The sequence below is a fragment of the Paractinoplanes ferrugineus genome (genome assembly GCF_016862195.1).
Classification (GTDB): Bacteria; Actinomycetota; Actinomycetes; order Mycobacteriales; family Micromonosporaceae; genus Actinoplanes; species Actinoplanes ferrugineus.
In genome coordinates this window covers 1-15,477 of the sequence record NZ_BOMM01000049.1, presented here as the reverse complement: position 1 = coordinate 15,477, position 15,477 = coordinate 1, and the positions used below count along the sequence as shown (strand labels likewise).

The 15,477-nt window shown below is 69.0% G+C and carries 13 protein-coding genes; 9 read left to right on the top strand and 4 right to left on the bottom strand.

Going from position 1 to position 15,477, the window contains the following annotated elements:
* The first annotated feature begins 17 nt into the window (after nucleotides 1-17).
* Nucleotides 18-932, top strand: coding sequence for a TetR/AcrR family transcriptional regulator C-terminal domain-containing protein (locus Afe05nite_RS26150; RefSeq protein WP_275407511.1), 915 nt, complete (start codon nucleotides 18-20; stop codon nucleotides 930-932).
* Here Afe05nite_RS26150 and Afe05nite_RS26145 read toward each other — a convergent pair.
* Complete coding sequence (locus Afe05nite_RS26145; protein WP_203819860.1) at nucleotides 911-2,596, bottom strand: glycoside hydrolase family 13 protein; 1,686 nt, start codon at nucleotides 2,594-2,596, stop codon at nucleotides 911-913. The two genes, Afe05nite_RS26150 and Afe05nite_RS26145, sit on opposite strands and share 22 nt — an antisense overlap.
* Before the next feature lie 73 nt (nucleotides 2,597-2,669).
* Here Afe05nite_RS26145 and Afe05nite_RS26140 point away from each other — a divergent pair, with 73 nt between their 5' ends.
* The 4 genes from Afe05nite_RS26140 to Afe05nite_RS26125 all read left to right on the top strand — a co-directional run bounded on the left by Afe05nite_RS26140 (nucleotide 2,670) and on the right by Afe05nite_RS26125 (nucleotide 7,543).
* The gene (locus Afe05nite_RS26140; RefSeq protein WP_203819859.1) at nucleotides 2,670-3,671 is read left to right on the top strand and encodes a glycosyltransferase family 4 protein; all 1,002 of its coding nucleotides are present in this window, start codon (nucleotides 2,670-2,672) and stop codon (nucleotides 3,669-3,671) included.
* A gap of 154 nt (nucleotides 3,672-3,825) precedes the next feature.
* Nucleotides 3,826-4,977: a glycosyltransferase gene (locus tag Afe05nite_RS26135; protein ID WP_203819858.1), complete on the top strand. Its 1,152-nt coding sequence runs from the start codon at nucleotides 3,826-3,828 to the stop codon at nucleotides 4,975-4,977.
* A complete protein-coding gene (locus Afe05nite_RS26130) occupies nucleotides 4,974-6,056 on the top strand; it encodes a glycosyltransferase (protein ID WP_203819857.1) in 1,083 nt (360 codons plus the stop codon). The genes Afe05nite_RS26135 and Afe05nite_RS26130 overlap by 4 nt, the downstream gene beginning before the upstream one ends.
* Nucleotides 6,057-6,064: 8 nt before the next feature.
* Nucleotides 6,065-7,543, top strand: coding sequence for a glycoside hydrolase family 130 protein (locus tag Afe05nite_RS26125; RefSeq protein ID WP_203819856.1), 1,479 nt, complete (start codon nucleotides 6,065-6,067; stop codon nucleotides 7,541-7,543).
* A gap of 144 nt (nucleotides 7,544-7,687) precedes the next feature.
* Here the strand turns inward: Afe05nite_RS26125 and Afe05nite_RS26120 are convergent, their stop codons facing one another.
* Together Afe05nite_RS26120 and Afe05nite_RS26115 are read right to left on the bottom strand one after the other, a co-directional pair.
* Nucleotides 7,688-8,338: a response regulator transcription factor gene (locus Afe05nite_RS26120; protein ID WP_203819855.1), complete on the bottom strand. Its 651-nt coding sequence runs from the start codon at nucleotides 8,336-8,338 to the stop codon at nucleotides 7,688-7,690.
* A 76-nt stretch (nucleotides 8,339-8,414) separates the two neighbouring features.
* Nucleotides 8,415-9,614: a sensor histidine kinase gene (locus Afe05nite_RS26115; protein WP_203819854.1), complete on the bottom strand. Its 1,200-nt coding sequence runs from the start codon at nucleotides 9,612-9,614 to the stop codon at nucleotides 8,415-8,417.
* 108 nt (nucleotides 9,615-9,722) lie between these two features.
* Between Afe05nite_RS26115 and Afe05nite_RS26110 the strand changes: the two genes are divergently transcribed.
* Nucleotides 9,723-10,385, top strand: a complete 663-nt coding sequence (locus Afe05nite_RS26110; RefSeq protein WP_203819853.1) for a YqeB family protein — start codon at nucleotides 9,723-9,725, stop codon at nucleotides 10,383-10,385.
* A 6-nt stretch (nucleotides 10,386-10,391) separates the two neighbouring features.
* On the opposite strand, the gene Afe05nite_RS26105 is transcribed toward Afe05nite_RS26110, so the two are convergent.
* Nucleotides 10,392-11,201 carry a methyltransferase domain-containing protein gene (locus Afe05nite_RS26105; RefSeq protein ID WP_239118199.1) on the bottom strand — a complete coding sequence of 270 codons (810 nt, stop codon included), beginning with the start codon at nucleotides 11,199-11,201 and terminating at the stop codon, nucleotides 10,392-10,394.
* A 769-nt stretch (nucleotides 11,202-11,970) separates the two neighbouring features.
* On the opposite strand from Afe05nite_RS26105, the gene Afe05nite_RS26100 reads away from it, so the two are divergent.
* From Afe05nite_RS26100 to Afe05nite_RS26090, 3 genes are all read left to right on the top strand, one after another.
* Nucleotides 11,971-13,221 (top strand): polyamine ABC transporter substrate-binding protein, encoded by a 1,251-nt coding sequence (locus tag Afe05nite_RS26100; protein ID WP_203819851.1) that lies wholly within the window; start codon nucleotides 11,971-11,973, stop codon nucleotides 13,219-13,221.
* A 32-nt stretch (nucleotides 13,222-13,253) separates the two neighbouring features.
* A complete protein-coding gene (locus Afe05nite_RS26095; protein WP_203819850.1) occupies nucleotides 13,254-14,360 on the top strand; it encodes a sugar ABC transporter substrate-binding protein in 1,107 nt (368 codons plus the stop codon).
* Nucleotides 14,361-14,395: 35 nt separating this feature from the next.
* The coding region (locus Afe05nite_RS26090; RefSeq protein WP_203819849.1) for a hypothetical protein at nucleotides 14,396-15,477 on the top strand (1,082 nt) is incomplete at its 3' end.

Genomic DNA, 15,477 nt, shown 5'->3' with positions numbered 1-15,477 from the left:
CAAACCGTACTAGTACGGTGTTCTTCGGGAGAGGTAGGTGTACTAGCTTGGACGCCCCCTATCGGCGCATCGTGCAAGACATTCGCCGCCGCATCGAGTCCGGCGCGCTCCAGCCGGGCGACCGCGTGCCGTCCGCGCGGGCGCTGGTACGGGAGTGGGGTGTCGCGATCGCCACCGCGACCAAGGCCCACGCGGCGCTGCGCGACGAGGGTCTGACCATCGCGCGGCCGGGTGTCGGCACGGTCGTGGCCGGACCGGCGCCACGCCGCGACCACGAGCTGACCGCGGCGCGGATCGTCGACGCGGCCATCCGGATCGCCGACACCGAAGGCATGGCCGAGCTGTCCATGCGCCGCATCGCGACCGTGCTCGGCGTCTCCACGATGTCGCTCTACCGGCCCGTGGCGGGCAAGGAGGAGCTGATCCTGGCCATGATCGACACGGCGATCGGCGAGGTGCCGCTGCCGGCCCACCGCCCGCCCGACTGGCGCGCCTGCCTCGAGGCGGTCGCCCGGCTCGAATGGGCGGCGTTCCAACGCCACCCGTGGCTGGCGTCCACCATGTCGCTCACCCGGCCGCAGATGGCGCCGAACGCGATGCGGCTCAGCGAATGGGTGATGGCCTCGTTCGACGGCACCGGGCTGCCGCTGGCCGACCGGATGTTCATCCAGATCGTGACGTTCACGTTCGTCCGTGGCGTGGCCAGCGCGCTGGAACCGGAAGCCTTGGCGATCCGGGACAGCGGGCTGACCAACGACCAGTGGGTGCAATCGCAGGCGGAGCGTTTCCTGGCCGTGGTCGGGGACGCCGCGCTGCCCCGATTCCGCGAGCTGACCCGGCACGACTTCGACTTCGACCTGACCATGCTCTTCGAGTTCGGCCTGGCCCGCCTGCTCGACGGCCTGGAGCCCTACATCGCCGCCCGGCGATAGACGACCGCCTGCCACGGGGCCATGGTCAGCCCCTTGGCCGGCAGGTTGGACAGCACCAGTTCGGCGCCGTCCCAGCCGTCGATCTCGGCCTCGACCGTCTCCCCGGTGAAGTTGCCGACGACGAGCAGCTCGGTGCCGCCGAGCCGCCGGGTGAAGGCGTAGAGCCGTTCGTCGGCCGGCAGCAGCATGGTGAAATCGCCGTCGACCACGGCCGGCTCGTTGTGCCGCAACTCGATCAGCTTGCGGTAGTAGTGGAACACCGAATCCGGGTTCGCGCGTTCGGCGGCGGCGTTGATCCGCGAATAGTTCGGGTTGACCGCGAGCCACGGCGTGCTGGTGCTGAAACCCCCGTGGGGCGAGTCGTCCCACTGCATCGGGGTGCGCGCGTTGTCCCGTCCGCGCGCCCGCAGCACGGTCAGCACGTCCTCGGGCGAACGGCCCTCGATCTCGGTGGCCTGCCGGTAGTGCCCGAGCGCCTCGATGTCGCGGAAGTCGGTGATCGACTCGAACGGATAGTTGGTCATGCCGAGTTCTTCGCCCTGATAGACGTACGGCGTGCCGCGGTGCAGGTGCAGCACCGTGCCGAGCATCTTGGCCGACGCCTCGCGGTGCTCCGGGCTGTCGTCGCCGTAGCGCGAGACCACCCGCGGCTGGTCGTGGTTGTTCCAGTAGAGGCTGTTCCAGCCCTCCTCGGCGAGACCCGCCTGCCACCGCCCGAAGATGCCCTTGAGGACCGTCAGCTGCAGCGGGAACACCCGCCACGGGTCGCCGCCGCGGTCGGCCCAGACGTGGTCGAACTGGAAGACCATGTCGACCTCCTGCCGGTCCTGGCGGGTGTACAGGATCGCCTCGTCCACCGTGACACCCGGCATCTCGCCGACGGTCAGCAGCTCGTCGCGGCCGGCGAAGACCTGCTCGTACATCTCGTGCAGGAACTCGTGGTTACGCGGGCCGTTGATGTAACCGGGCGATCCGTCGGCGTACGCCTGACCGGCTCCCGGGCGGCCGTCCTGGAGCGGCATGACCTTGGAGATCATGTTGATCACGTCCATCCGGAAGCCGTCCACACCCCGGTCGAGCCACCAGCGCATCATCGCGTAGACCGCCTGCCGGACCTCCGGGTTCTCCCAGTTGAGGTCGGGCTGCTTGGGCGAGAACAGGTGCAGGTAGTACTCGCCGGTGTGCTCGTCGTACGCCCAGGCCGGGCCGCCGAACGCGGAGCCCCAGTTGGTCGGCTCGGCGCCGGGGGTGCCGGGCTCCATGCCCTCGCGCGCCGGCCGCCACCAGTACCAGTCGCGCTTGGGGTTGTCCCGGCTGGACCGGCTCTCGACGAACCACTCGTGCTCGTCCGAACTGTGGTTGACGACCAGGTCCATCAGCACCTTCAGGCCGCGGGCGTGCGCGGCGGCGACCAGCTCGTCGAACGTGGCCAGGTCGCCGAAGAGCGGGTCGATGTCCTGGTAGTCACTGATGTCGTAGCCGTTGTCGTCCTGCGGCGACTTGTGGATCGGCGACAGCCAGATGACGTCGACACCCAGCTCGGCCAGGTGGTCGAGATGGTCGATGATGCCGCGCAGATCGCCCATCCCGTCGCCGTCGGCGTCCGCGAAGCTGCGGGGGTAGATCTGGTACACGACAGCACTTTTCCACCAGAGATCCGTCATGCGTCTTCTCTAACACGAGAACGCGGAGTTGACCGGCTGGGCATACTAAGGAGGTGTTTATGGGGCATTTGTCATGAAGATCGCACTGCTGGGGCCGATAGCGTGGCGCACCCCGCCGCTGCACTACGGCCCGTGGGAGCTGATCACCAGCCTGCTCGCCGAGGGACTGACCGCCCGCGGCATCGACGTCACGCTCTTCGCCACGCTCGACTCGGTCACCAAGGGCACCCTCGACGGGGTCAGCCCCACCGGCTACGAGGAGTCACCGGAGCTCGACGGCCGGGTCTGGGAGGCGCTGCACGTGTCGCACGCGCTCGCCCGCTCGGCCGAGTTCGACCTGGTGCACAACCACCTCGACTGGCTGCCCCTGGCCTTCGCCCAGCACTGCGCCGCGCCGCTGCTCACCACGATCCACGGCTTCTCCGGGTCGAACATCCTGCCCGCGTACCGGCGGGCCCGATCGCACTACGTCTCGATCTCGGACGCGGACCGCTCGCCGGAGCTGTCGTACGTCGCGACGGTGCACCACGGGATCGATCTGACCGCGCTGCCGACGGCGCTCTCCCCCACCGAGGACCTCATCGCGTTCGGCCGCATCCATCCGGACAAGGGCACCGACCTGGCCATCGAGATCGCCCGCCGAGCCGGCCGCCGGCTCCTCCTCTGCGGCATCGTGCAGGACGCCGAGTTCTTCGCCCGCGCGATCGAACCGCACATCGACGGCGACCGGGTCGTCTATCTCGGTTCGGTCGGTCCGGCCGATCGCGGACGGATTCTCGGATCGGGGGCGGCACTGCTGCATCCGATCCGGTTCGCCGAGCCGTTCGGTCTTTCGGTGGTCGAATCCATGGCGTGCGGTACGCCGGTCATCGCGTACCCGAAAGGGTCGATGCCGGAGGTCATCGACGAGGGCGTCACCGGACGTCTGGTTTCCGACCTCGACGAAGCGGTCGCGGCGGTCGCGGAAATCGCCACGCTCGACCGCCAGGGCTGCGCGACACGTGCTCGCCAGCGCTTCTCCGCCGACCGGATGGTTGACGACTACCTGGGGATTTACCGCAAAATCGTAAGTTGAATGGCCGTACTTGTTAACGTGCGAATGTGAATTGCATGTTAAGCCGGGCAATTTCCCGGCTTGCCGCAATGACGTTTGCGCGCGGTCTGAAAACCTCCTCCCGCGTGCGCTGAGTCGTGCTGCGGGGAGGCAGCCGGGACGAGAAAGGCCTGTCATGCCCGCCACCTACGGCTTTCTGAGCACATACCCGCCCACCCAATGCGGTTTGGCGACGTTCAATGCGGCACTCGCGACCCACCTCAATACGAGTGGCAGTGCCGGAGTCGTACGCCTTCTCGCGAGTGACAGCGTCAGCGGCGGAATCGAGCTCGAACGCAACGCGCCCCGGGTCGTGCACACCTGGCACACCGACACGCCCGGCGGGTGGGTGGCCGCGGCCAACGCGCTCAACCGCTACGACGTCGCGATTCTCCAGCACGAGTACGGGATCTACCCCGGCGACGCGGGCGCGGAGGTGCTGCCGCTGCTCCGGGCCCTCAAGGTCCCGTCGATAGTCGTGCTGCACACCGTGCTCAGCCACCCCGACCCGCTCCAGCGGCAGGTCCTCGAACGGATCGCCGGGACCGCCGACGCCGTGGTGACCATGACCGACACCGCCCGGCAGCGACTCACCACCGGATACGAGGTGGACCCGCGCAAGATCTCGGTGATCCCGCACGGGGCCGGCAGCCACGACACCACCGGCCCCCGGGAGGACCACGACCGACCGCACCTGCTCACCTGGGGGCTGCTCGGACCGGGCAAGGGCATCGAGTGGGCGTTGCAGGCCCTCGCCCTGCTCGGCGACCTCGACCCGGCACCCGTCTACACCGTGGCCGGCCGCACCCATCCCAAGGTGCTCGAGCAGTTCGGGGACGCGTACCGCGACTCCCTGAAGGCCCTCGCCGCGTCGCTCGGGGTGACCGACGCGGTCCGCTGGCTCGACGTCTATCTCGACCAGGCCGAGCTGTCCCGGCTGATCCGGTCGGCCGACGTGGTGGTGCTGCCCTACGACTCGACCGAACAGGTCACCTCCGGGGTGCTCATCGAGGCGGTCGGGGCCGGTGTGCCGGTGGTGGCGACCGAGTTCCCGCACGCCGTCGAGCTGCTCGCCGACGGGCCCGGCCTGCTCGTACCCCATCAGGACCCGGAGGGCATGGCCGCCGCCACCCGCCGCCTGCTCGCCGACCCCGGCATCGCCGGGCGCCTCACCGGCCTGGCCGGGGGGCCGACGCTGCGCTGGCCCGCGGTCGCCGCCCGCTACCAGGCCCTGGCCGGGCGCCTGCTGGCCGACCGGACGCCGCTCGCGGCCACCGTGCCGGCATGAGCGCCGGCCTCCGCCTGGTTCCGCCGCCCATCCAGCTCACCGACGCGCCGCCGCCCAACTGGAACCACCTCGCGCGGCTCTCCGACGACACCGGCCTGCTCGAACACGCGCGCAACGCGATCCCGCGGCGCGAGCACGGCTACTGCGTCGACGACGTCGGCCGGGGCCTGCTGATCGCCAGCCGGGAACCGCGGCCGACCGCCCAGGTGGTCGGGCTCGCCGAGCGCTACCTCGCGTTTCTCACCCACGCGCAGGGGCCGGACGGCGCGTTCCACAACCGGATGAGCTTCGATCGGCGCTGGACCGACGAGCCCGGCACCGGTGACTGCTGGGGACGCGCGCTGTGGGGACTGGGCACGGCCGCGGCGCGCTCCACGGTGCCGTGGATCAGGCGCGAGGCCGCGGTCGCGTTCGGCTCGGGGGCGCGGCAACGCTCGCCATGGCCGAGGGCGATGGCGTACGCCGGGCTGGGCGCGGCCGAGGTGCTGCGTTCCGACCCGCACGACGACGTGGCGGCCGAGCTGCTGGCCGACGCGGCCGCCGCCGTCGGGGTGCCGGGGCCGTCGCTCGCGTGGGTCTGGCCGACCGATTCGCTGACCTACGCCAACCCGACGATGGCGGAGGTCGTGATCGCGGCCGGTGACCTGCTCGGCGACGAGCCGTTGTTGCGCTCGGGCCTTCGGATGCTGGCCTGGCTGTGCCGGGAGCAGGACAACACCGGTCACCTGTCGGTGTGTCCGGTCGGCGGCTGGCAGGCCGGGGTGCCGAAACACCGCTTCGACCAGCAGCCGATCGAGGCCGCGGCGGTGGCCGACGCGTGCTCGACCGCGCTGTCGACGACCGGGGACGACCGCTGGACCGAGCCGTTGTTTCGGTCTATAGCCTGGTTTTTAGGCGATAACGACATTCAGACGGTCATGTACGACCCACTAACCGGTGGATGTTATGACGGATTGACGGCAGATGGTCCTAATGTGAACCAAGGAGCCGAATCCACCCTCGCGCTCGTCTCCACGCTGCAGCATGCCCGCACGCTGGCGACCCGGAGCGCGACCCGACCGTCAGGCGGCCTAGCGTGACCGCAACCATGAATCCGCAGACGTACTACACCCGACACGAGATCGTCATGCAGCCGGACGGCCGGCGCGTGGTGATCAAACTGTTCGTGCCCGGCGAGGACGATCAGACCGTGCAGAACCGGGCGTCCCGCCTGATCGAGCGGATCCTGCAACTCGACGAGGCCGAGACCAGCCGCCTGCTCGACGACGTGCTGACCCGCTTCGCCGGCCGGCATCACGACCTGCTCGCCACCTTCCAGCACCACTACGAGCTGGTGCAGCACCGGGTGCCGCCGGAGATCGAGCTGTCCCCGACCGCCCGTACCCTGATCGGGGCGTATTTCAGCCACGAGTTCTCGGTCGAGGCGGCCGCCCTGTGCAACCCGTCGATGGTCGGGCACCCCGATCAGGAGGGCCTCGAACCGGGCGAGTTCCGGGTGGCGATCAGCCTGCGCCAGATCGGCGAGGGGCACATCTCGTCGATCGGTTTCTGTTCGGCCGTGCTCGGCCCCGGTGACCGGATCCGTCTCGAGGACCGCAGCGGCCCCCTGATGGTCGGCCAGCGGGTCGGCGCCATGCACTACCGCTTCCAGCTGTCGGCCGCCCTGATCGACGACGGGATCGACAACGAGGCCTCGGCGTACGTGCTCGCCACGCTGCCCGAGCGCTACACCGACGAGGAATTCGAGGACGTCATCGGGCACATGCCGGCCGAGCTTCTGCAGCGGCCGACGACGCAGGAGACCCTCGACAACATCCGGCACATCGTGGCCGAGGATTACGCGGTGTCGTTCCCCTGTGCGACGCCGCTGCACCAGCGGGTGCTCTGGCCGGCCACCCCGGCCGAAAGCAACGGCATGGAGGACGCCCGTTTCGTGCAGACCCTCGACCCCGACGGCCGGGAGGCCTACCAGGCCACCTACACCGCTTACGACGGCCGCCGCATCTCCGGCCGGGTCATCTTCACCAGGGACCTGCGCCACTTCGACGTGTCCCGGCTGCACGGCCCGGCGGCCCGCAACAAGGGTCTGGCGTTGTTCCCGCGTTACGTGGGCGGCCGCAAACTGGCCCTCTGCCGCTCCGACGGCGAGACCCTGGGCCTGAGCGTCCGCGACGATCAGCACCGTTGGCAGCCGGCCGTCCCGTTGCTCGTCCCGCACCGTGGCTGGGACCTGGTCCAGGTCGGCAACTGCGGTTCGCCCCTGGAGACCGAACAGGGTTGGCTGGTGCTGACCCACGGCGTCGGCCCGATGCGCCGGTACGCCATCGGCGCCATGCTCCTGGACCTGGAGAACCCCGAACGCGTGATCGCCGACCTGCCCGAGGGCCTGCTGGACCCGGACGAGATCGAGCGCGAGGGTTATGTGCCCAACGTCGTCTATTCCTGTGGCGGCCTGATCCACGACGACCGCCTGTGGCTGCCTTACGGAGCAAGCGACGTACGCGTGGGCTTCGCCAGCGTGGGCGTCAACGAACTGCTGAGCCGCATGGTTCCCACCGGCTACTGACCCGCGCCTTGCCGCCCACCGTGCCCCGTCACCCACCGCGTCTCGCCGCCCACCGCGTCTCGCCGCCCACCGCGTCTCGCCGCCCGCCCGTGTCTTGCCGCCGTGCCCCGTCGCCGTTTCTGAGGCGGTGGGGCACGCGGCTTCTCATCGTGCCTGCAGCACCATGGTTGCTATCTGAACCCGGTTGCTCAGGTCGAGCTTGATGAAGATCTGCGTGATGTAGGCCTTCACCGTTGCCGTGCTGACCAGCAGCTTGCCGGCGATCTCCTGGTTGGTGAGGCCCTCAGCGACCAACTCGGCGACGTCACGCTCGCTGGGTCGCAGCATTCCGAGCGCGACCTTGGCCCGTTCCCGCCCCGGGTCGGCGGCGCCCGCGGCGAGCCCCATCACTTGTCGCAGCACCGAGGGCGTGAACATCGGCTCCCCGGAGGCCGCCCGGCAGATCGCGCTCGCGAGCCCGGCCGGCGGCTCGTGCTTGAGCAGAAACCCGCACGCCCCCACCTGGATGGCCCGCCGCACATGCTCGTCGGTGTCGAACGTCGTCAACACCAACACCTCCGGCGCGTCCGCCCGCCGCCGCAACTCCGCCGTAGCGGTGAGCCCATCCATCCCCGGCATCCGGATGTCCATCAACACCACCCGCGGCCGCAGACGGTCGACCGCCGCCGCCACCTCGGTGCCGTCCGCCACCGCCCCGACCACCTCGATCTCGTCGAAGGCGCTCAGCATCATCTGAAGCCCCTGCCGAACCATCGCATCGTCGTCGACGATCAGCACCCGCACCGGCCGCTCCATCAGCTCACCGGTCCCGTCCTCGTTGCGAGCGCTCTGCCGCCTTCTGTGCGTGCGGTTGGGCGCGCGGTCCGTGCGGTTATGCGCGCCATGGCAGCCAGGCTTTGACGTCGAACTCGCCCTCCGGCGTCGGACCGTGTTCGAAGCGACCTCCGACCAGCTGGACCCGCTCCCGCAAGCCCACCAGACCGGCGCCGGCCCCGGGGATTCCCGGCACCATCTCCGGGCCGGCGCCGACCCGCTCGGGCCACTGCGCGGGCTGCCGATGCCAGCCCAGATCGTTTATTACCTGCACCGACAGGCCCTGCATGTGCCGAACGTCGAGACGTACCCGAACCGGAGCGCCCGGCGCATGCTTCAGGGCGTTGGTCAGCGCCTCCTGAACGATCCGGTAGGCGTGACGCCCGATCTGGTCGGGCACCTCGATCTCGTCGGACATGTCGTCGGCGTCGTCGTCTCCGCCGGTCAACGACAGACTCACGTCGGCACCAGCCTCCCGGGACCGCTCCACCAACGCGGGCACATCGCCAAGCGTCGGCAGGGGGCGATCCACCACCGGCCCTCTGAGCATGCCGAGCAAAGATCGCAGGTCTTCCAGAGCGTCGTGCGCGCACTGCCGGATCACCCCGGCCGCTTGCTTCTCCTCCGCCGAGGCGTCGCGCGACACCGAGAGCGCGCCGGCATGCACGGCCAGCAGCGAGATGCGGTGCGCGAGGACGTCGTGCATCTCGCGGGCCAGTTGCTCGCGCTCGGCGTGCCGGGCCTGCTCGACGCGAAGCCGCTGGCCCTCCTCGGCTTGCCGCACCCGCTCGGCCCAGGAGGCCACCAATTGGCGGCGCGACCGGATCACCATGGCCACCGCAACCCCGCTGACGTGCAGCAGAACAAGGAAGACGACGACTTCGGCATAGGTGCCGGTCGGGCCGAGCACCAATCCGTAGACCCCCGCGGTGAGCGCGGCGTGCATGCCGGCGAGCGCGATCGCGACCCGGGCCGGCCGGTGCAGCGCCACCGCGAACAGCGCGATCGGGGTGGCCCCCATCGGCATGCCGAGCACGATGCCGCAGGGGATGAGGATGAGGGTCAACGCGACCGGGTGGGTGCGCCGGAACAGCACCAGGGCCGCGACCGCCGCGACCGCCGCGGCGGCCTCCACAGCGACCGGAGCACCGCCGTCCTCGGACACCGAGTTGCTGACGAAGAACAGCCCGAGCAGCGTGGCGATTGCTGCGAGAGAGATCTCCAGCAGCCAAAACTTGATCGGGTGTCGCTGAGGCATGGCCCGACGCTACCGGCCTCGGACGGCCGAGGGCAGTCGACTTTGGTCTATGGAGCATCGCCTTGAGTCGGTTTCCCGGCCGGTCCGCAACGGCGAAGACTCGACCCCGTGATCGAACAGACGACGACCGTGCCGACCCCGTCCTGGGCCAGGGTTCTCACCTGGCTCGGCCTTCCGCTGGCCGGTGGCGCGATGATCCTGATGTTCCTCCGGGTGGCCTCCTGGCTGCCGCTGCCTCTCCCGTTCGGCATCCTCCGCCGGCTGCCCGAGCCGGCCGCCGGCTGGATCGCGATCTCCATAGGCATGGCGCTCGGCCTGGCGCTGGCAAGTCTCGTCCATCGTGAAGCGTTGACCGTCCAGATCAACCCCGCCGAGGTCGTCCTGTCCCGGCCCGGCGTGGTCAACCGAGTCCCGCTCGGCCAGGTGGCAGTGGCGTTCCATGAGCACGACCAGCTGATCCTGCTCGGCCGCACCGGCCGCGAGCTGGCTCGCGAGCCCTCCTACCTGTCCGTCCGGCGGATTCGCGAGGCCTTCCTCGAACGCGGCGTCGCCTGGACCGAGAGCGACCCGTATTCATCGGCCTACCGCCGATGGGTTCCGGGCCTGCCCGAGATCGCGGCGACGGCGAATGCGCTGTTCGAGGCGCGGCAGGCGGCCTTGCGATCCGGCGACGAGGGTGACGGGCGCGAGCTGCGCGCCGAGTTGGCCCGCTTGGGCTACGTGATCCGAGACGAGGGGAAACGCCAATATTGGCGCTACGCCGATGGCTGACCGGGGTCAGGCGACCGTGCCGGTCACGACCCAGATGGTGAGGACGGCCAGGAAGTCACCGCGAGCACCAGCGGCGTTCACGTGGGAGAACCACTTCTCACGCACGGCGGCCGGGGTGGGCCAGGTGGTTGTCGGGAGCAGGGGGTTGACCATGGGGAGCACCACAGCGGCCGAAGTGGGGTCGTCGAAGAGACAGGTGACCGGCGTCGCGGTCACGTTCAGCAGGTTGGCGTCGACGAGGCGGCGGCGCAGGGTGCGTCCCATGTCCAACCGTCGGGGGGTGAGCCGGCCGTGACTGGCTTCGACCACCGTGGCGGCCAGATGGGGTGGCACGCCGTCGAAGGACAGCGACTCCCAGTCGGTGTCGACGAGGCAGATGCGACCGCCGGGGCGGGTCACCCGGATCAGCTCGGCGATCGCCGTGTCGGCATCCTCGACGTGCTGGAGCAGCCGCTCGCACCACACGCCGTCGACGCTGTCGGTGGGCAGCGTCATCGCGGAGACGTCCCCGGTCAGGTAACGCACGTTGCTGCCGTCGTGCCGGCGCAGAGCGGCCTCGATCGTGGCGGCCGACGAGTCCAGGGCGATCACCTCGCCCGCCGGACCGACCTTGGCGGCGAGACCGCGCGAGACGTCACCCGCTCCGGAGCCGGCGTCGAGCAGGCGGGCGCCAGGTTCGGGACGCAACGCCTCCAGGGCGGTCTGCCGCACCCGGCGGATCTCGGGATGACGGCCCATCGCATCGAGCGCGGCGAGAAGCATCGCTGTCATCTCCCTGGGCTGGCTGTCCAGGTCGGAGAAGGGAGTGCGATCCATCTGCGCGGGCTTCATGGGGCAAATGTTTACCCATGCCGGCATCGTTTCACCGACACCCGTCACCCATCCGACAGGAGGGATCACTGGCAGTTCTCAGGCTCAGCACTGCGTGACCCGAGACCGCGCGACCCGGGGACTGCCCGACCGGGGACTGCCCGACCGGGGCCTGCCCGACCGGGAACTGCGGCCCGACATCCACGACCGGTCGACGATCTTGTCGGGTCGAGGTCGCGTCGCGTCTCAAAGCCGCGACCGGCGGGCCGGCCGGAGCGGCGAAAGCCCCGATCTCACTGTCTGTCGCGACGGCGACGGTCAGCGCGCGCGTCGGCGTCACCGTGGGCGAGACGGGAACCGCTGCAATCGAACCGACCAACCGCACCTACGCAGCCGTGTATGCCGCGAAATCCTCAGGTAGGAATCGGGTCGAGATGTTCAGTCACCCGGTGCGACAGGATGCGCCGGACTGGTTTCCGAACTAGTACGCGCACGTTTCCATTTATACGCGGCGTTAATACCTTCTACATACAGGAAGGTACTTCAATGATCGAGGGCGTCGTCGAGGCGAGATCTCATGATGATAAATGGTATACGGACTGTGAGTGCGACTCGGCCGGCGTTTCTCGTGATGGAGTGACCGGATGTTGACACATCGAGTTGAGGAAATTAATCTTCGCCAGCGACGCCGATCCCGCTCTCCCGGATTCCGACACTTTCTTTATTGAACGCGCCCCGCAGGCGACGCTCCCGCCTGCACTATCGGAGTCTGAAGATGCCTGTGAATCCTTCCGATCCGTCCCTCGTGCGCGGCCTCACCCAGCGCCGCCTCGGCCGCCGCGACGCCCTTCGCCTCTCCGGTCTGGCCGCCGCGAGCGCCACCCTCGCCGCGTGCGGCGTGGAGGGCACGGCCAAGAAGAAAACGCTCGACGCCCCGGACGCCGCAGCGAAATTCTGGGCCGGCAAGGCCAGGACCGGCCAGGTCAACTTCGCCAGCTGGCCGCTCTACATGGACCCCAAGAAGCCGGAGCTGAAGAAGTTCACGGCCGAGTCCGGCATCAAGGTGAACTACCAGGAAGTCATCGAGGAGATGGGCCCGTGGTTCGCCAAGGTGCAGCCACAACTGGCGGCCGGGCAGTCGATCGACTACGACCTGATGATCATCACCAACTCGTACCAGTTCAGCCAGTTCCGCGATTCCGGGTTCCTCGCCCCGCTCGACCATTCCAAGATGCCGAACTTCAAGAAGAACGCCGGCGCCGCGTACACCAAGGAGGCGTTCGATCCCGGCAACGTCTACAGCGTGCCGTGGGCGTCGGGCATCACCGGCATCGCGTACGACCCGGCCAAGCTCGGCGGCCGCAAGATCACCAAGCTGGCGGACCTGTGGGACCCCGCGTTCAAGGGCAAGGTCGGGATGTTCTCCGATCCCCAGGAGCTCGCCAACTTCGGCATGCTCGCGCTCGGCATCGACCCGGGGAATTCCACCGTCGGTGAATGGGAGAAGGCGGCCAATCATCTGGAGGATCAGAAGAAGGCCGGCATCGTCCGCAACTACTACGACCAGTCCTATGTCGATGCGCTCGGCAAGGGTGAGGTGTGGATCACCCAGGCGTGGTCGGGCGACATCTTCCAGAAAAACGTCTCCGAGGGTCGCAACTTCGAGTTCGTCATTCCGCAAGAGGGCGGCACGATCTGGACCGACAACATGACGATCCCGATCACGGCGAAATCACCTGTCGACGCGCAAACGCTGATCGACTTCTTCTACCGTACGGACATCGCCGCCTCTCTCGCCGAGTACATCAACTACGTGGCGCCGGTGCCGGCCGCCAAGGAACAGATCAAGAAGGACGCCGCGAAACTGACGGGCGAGGATCGCGCCGCCATGTTGCAGGTCGCCGACTCGAAGCTCGTGTTCCCGGCCGCCGCCGAGTACGCGAAGCTCCACTACTACGTCTCTTTCCAGACCGCCGACGAACAGGCGAACTTCCAGAAGACCTTCGAACCGATCGTGCTGGGCTGACACCCGAGATCCCCGAACGACAGGCGCGAATCATGCGTAGACGAATGACCACGGTGGCCGGCGCCGGTGCTCTCGTCCTCACCCTTCTGGCGGCGTGCAGCAGCGCGGACGATGCCAAGCCCTCGCGCCGCGCCCAGGCGGGCTCCGGCGCCGACGTGAACGTCGGCGTCATCCTGACGAATGCGACGAGCTCACCACGCTGGAAGAACGAGGACCCCGCGTATTTCAAGGAGGCGTTCCGCGCCGCCGGCGTCACCGCCGACATCCGCACCGCGCCGGCCGACGGCACCTTCCGGGAGATCGGCGAATCGATGATCCGCGACGGCGTCAAAGTGCTGATCATCACGAGCCCCGACTCCTCCGACGGAAGCGCCCTCATCGAGAGCGCCCACCGCGAAGAGGTCAAGGTCATCGACTACGACCGCCTCACCGTCGGCGGCAGCGCCGACTACCTGGTCAGTTTCGACCCCAAAGAAATAGGGCGCATGCAGGGGTACGGGCTGGTCAAGTGCCTGGGCGAAGAAAAGACGGCGGATCCCGTGGTCGCCGAGCTCAACGGTGCGCCGCAGGACAACAACGCCGACCAGATGACCGACGGCCACGACTTCGTGCTCGACCCGAAGTACGACGAGGCCGAGTACACGAAGGGGCCGTCCCAGGACGTACCGGAGTGGGCGCCCGCCCAGGCCCGCGACATCTTCCGCCAGATGGTCGAGCAGCAGCCCCGGATCAGTGGCGTGCTGGCCGCCGACGACGGGATCGCCAACGCCGCCATCGGTGTCCTCAAGGGGCTCAAGCGCAACGGCCGGGTCAAGGTGACCGGTCAGAACGCCACCGTCGAGGGCCTGCGCAACATCCTGACCGGCGACCAGTGCATGACCGTCTACAAACGGATCCAACGCGAGGCGCAGACAGCCGCCAACATCGCGGTCCAGCTGCTCAAAGGACAGACCCCGACGGTCGGCGCCACAGTCCGGGACCCGGAGAGCAACCGGCTGGTGCCGTTCGTGAGCCTGGTGCCGCTGGCCGTCACCATCGACGAGGTCAAAGACGTGGTCGCGGACGGCGCCATCAAAGCCGACCAACTGTGCGCCGACGGCCTGCAGTCCCTCTGCCAGGAGCACGGCATCAAGTCGTAACCAGGTTTGCGCTGCCGGCCTACCGTTTGAGGCTGATGACCAGTGAACGCACCGACGAGCCCGACCTGCCCACCTGGCTCCGCTGGCCACTGCAAGCAATCGCCGTCGTCATGGTCTTGCCGCTGCACGTAGCGTGGCAGGCCCTGCGACGTATCCCCGCCTTCTTCCGCCGCTTGATCCTCACCCCGGCCCTCCGACTGGCCCGAGCCATCGCCCGGCTTTGGCGAGCCGCCACCACCGCCCTCGCGTGGCTGTGGCGACATGCCATCGCCATTCCGGCTGCCTGGTTCTGGCAGGTGACTGCCGCCGCGCTCGCCTGGCTGTGGCGTACGTCGATCGCCACACCCCTCGGGTGGCTGTGGCAAACAATCGCCCCCGCGCTCACGCAGCTCGGGCGAAGCGCACTCGCCGCCCTGTCCTGGGCCTGGCGAACGGGAGTCGCCCCACTCACGTGGCTCGGGCGAAGCGCACTCGCCGCCCTGTCCTGGAGCTGGCGAACGGGAGTCGCCCCGCTGAAGTGGATCTGGCAGACCGGAGTTGCGGCGCTCACTTGGCTCGGGCGGATCACGGTCGCCCCGCTCAAGTGGATCTGGCGGATCGGGGTCGCCGCACTGTCATGGCTCGAGCGGATCGGGATCGGCGCGCTGTCGAGGCTCCGGCGTGCCCTCACCCAGCCGATCTTGTGGCTTTGGCAAGTCTGCACCGCGGCGTGCAAGTGGGTCTGGCGGAATCTGGTAGCGGCGCCGCTCGCATGGATCTGGCAACACCTCGCCACCGCGGGCGCCTGGCTGTGGCACCTGACGGCTGCCGCCCTCACCCGGATCTGGCAACTCACCGCTACCGCCCTCGCCGGGCTGTGGCGGCTCATGTCCACCGCCCTCGCCGGGCTGTGGCGCAACGTCATTGCCGGCCCGGTCGGCTGGCTGGGGAGGGTCACGGCTGCCGGCCTGGCGTGGTTGCGGCGCCACCTGATCGCAGCGCCCGCAACCTGGCTCTGGCGAATCGCCACCACCGCGATCAGCCGGATCCGGCAGATCGGCACGGCCGCGATCGGCTGGGTCCGGCGGACGGTTGCCACCCCGCTCGGGCGAGTCGGTATCGCTGCGCTCCGGTCCGT

Coding starts and splice junctions, on each gene's coding strand:
- Afe05nite_RS26145 (WP_203819860.1), bottom strand. CDS start 2,596: ATGACGGATCTCTGGTGGAAAAGTGCTGTCGTGTACCAGATCTACCCC.
- Afe05nite_RS26140 (WP_203819859.1), top strand. CDS start 2,670: ATGAAGATCGCACTGCTGGGGCCGATAGCGTGGCGCACCCCGCCGCTG.
- Afe05nite_RS26135 (WP_203819858.1), top strand. CDS start 3,826: ATGCCCGCCACCTACGGCTTTCTGAGCACATACCCGCCCACCCAATGC.
- Afe05nite_RS26130 (WP_203819857.1), top strand. CDS start 4,974: ATGAGCGCCGGCCTCCGCCTGGTTCCGCCGCCCATCCAGCTCACCGAC.
- Afe05nite_RS26125 (WP_203819856.1), top strand. CDS start 6,065: ATGAATCCGCAGACGTACTACACCCGACACGAGATCGTCATGCAGCCG.
- Afe05nite_RS26120 (WP_203819855.1), bottom strand. CDS start 8,338: ATGGAGCGGCCGGTGCGGGTGCTGATCGTCGACGACGATGCGATGGTT.
- Afe05nite_RS26115 (WP_203819854.1), bottom strand. CDS start 9,614: ATGCCTCAGCGACACCCGATCAAGTTTTGGCTGCTGGAGATCTCTCTC.
- Afe05nite_RS26105 (WP_239118199.1), bottom strand. CDS start 11,201: ATGGATCGCACTCCCTTCTCCGACCTGGACAGCCAGCCCAGGGAGATG.
- Afe05nite_RS26100 (WP_203819851.1), top strand. CDS start 11,971: ATGCCTGTGAATCCTTCCGATCCGTCCCTCGTGCGCGGCCTCACCCAG.
- Afe05nite_RS26095 (WP_203819850.1), top strand. CDS start 13,254: ATGCGTAGACGAATGACCACGGTGGCCGGCGCCGGTGCTCTCGTCCTC.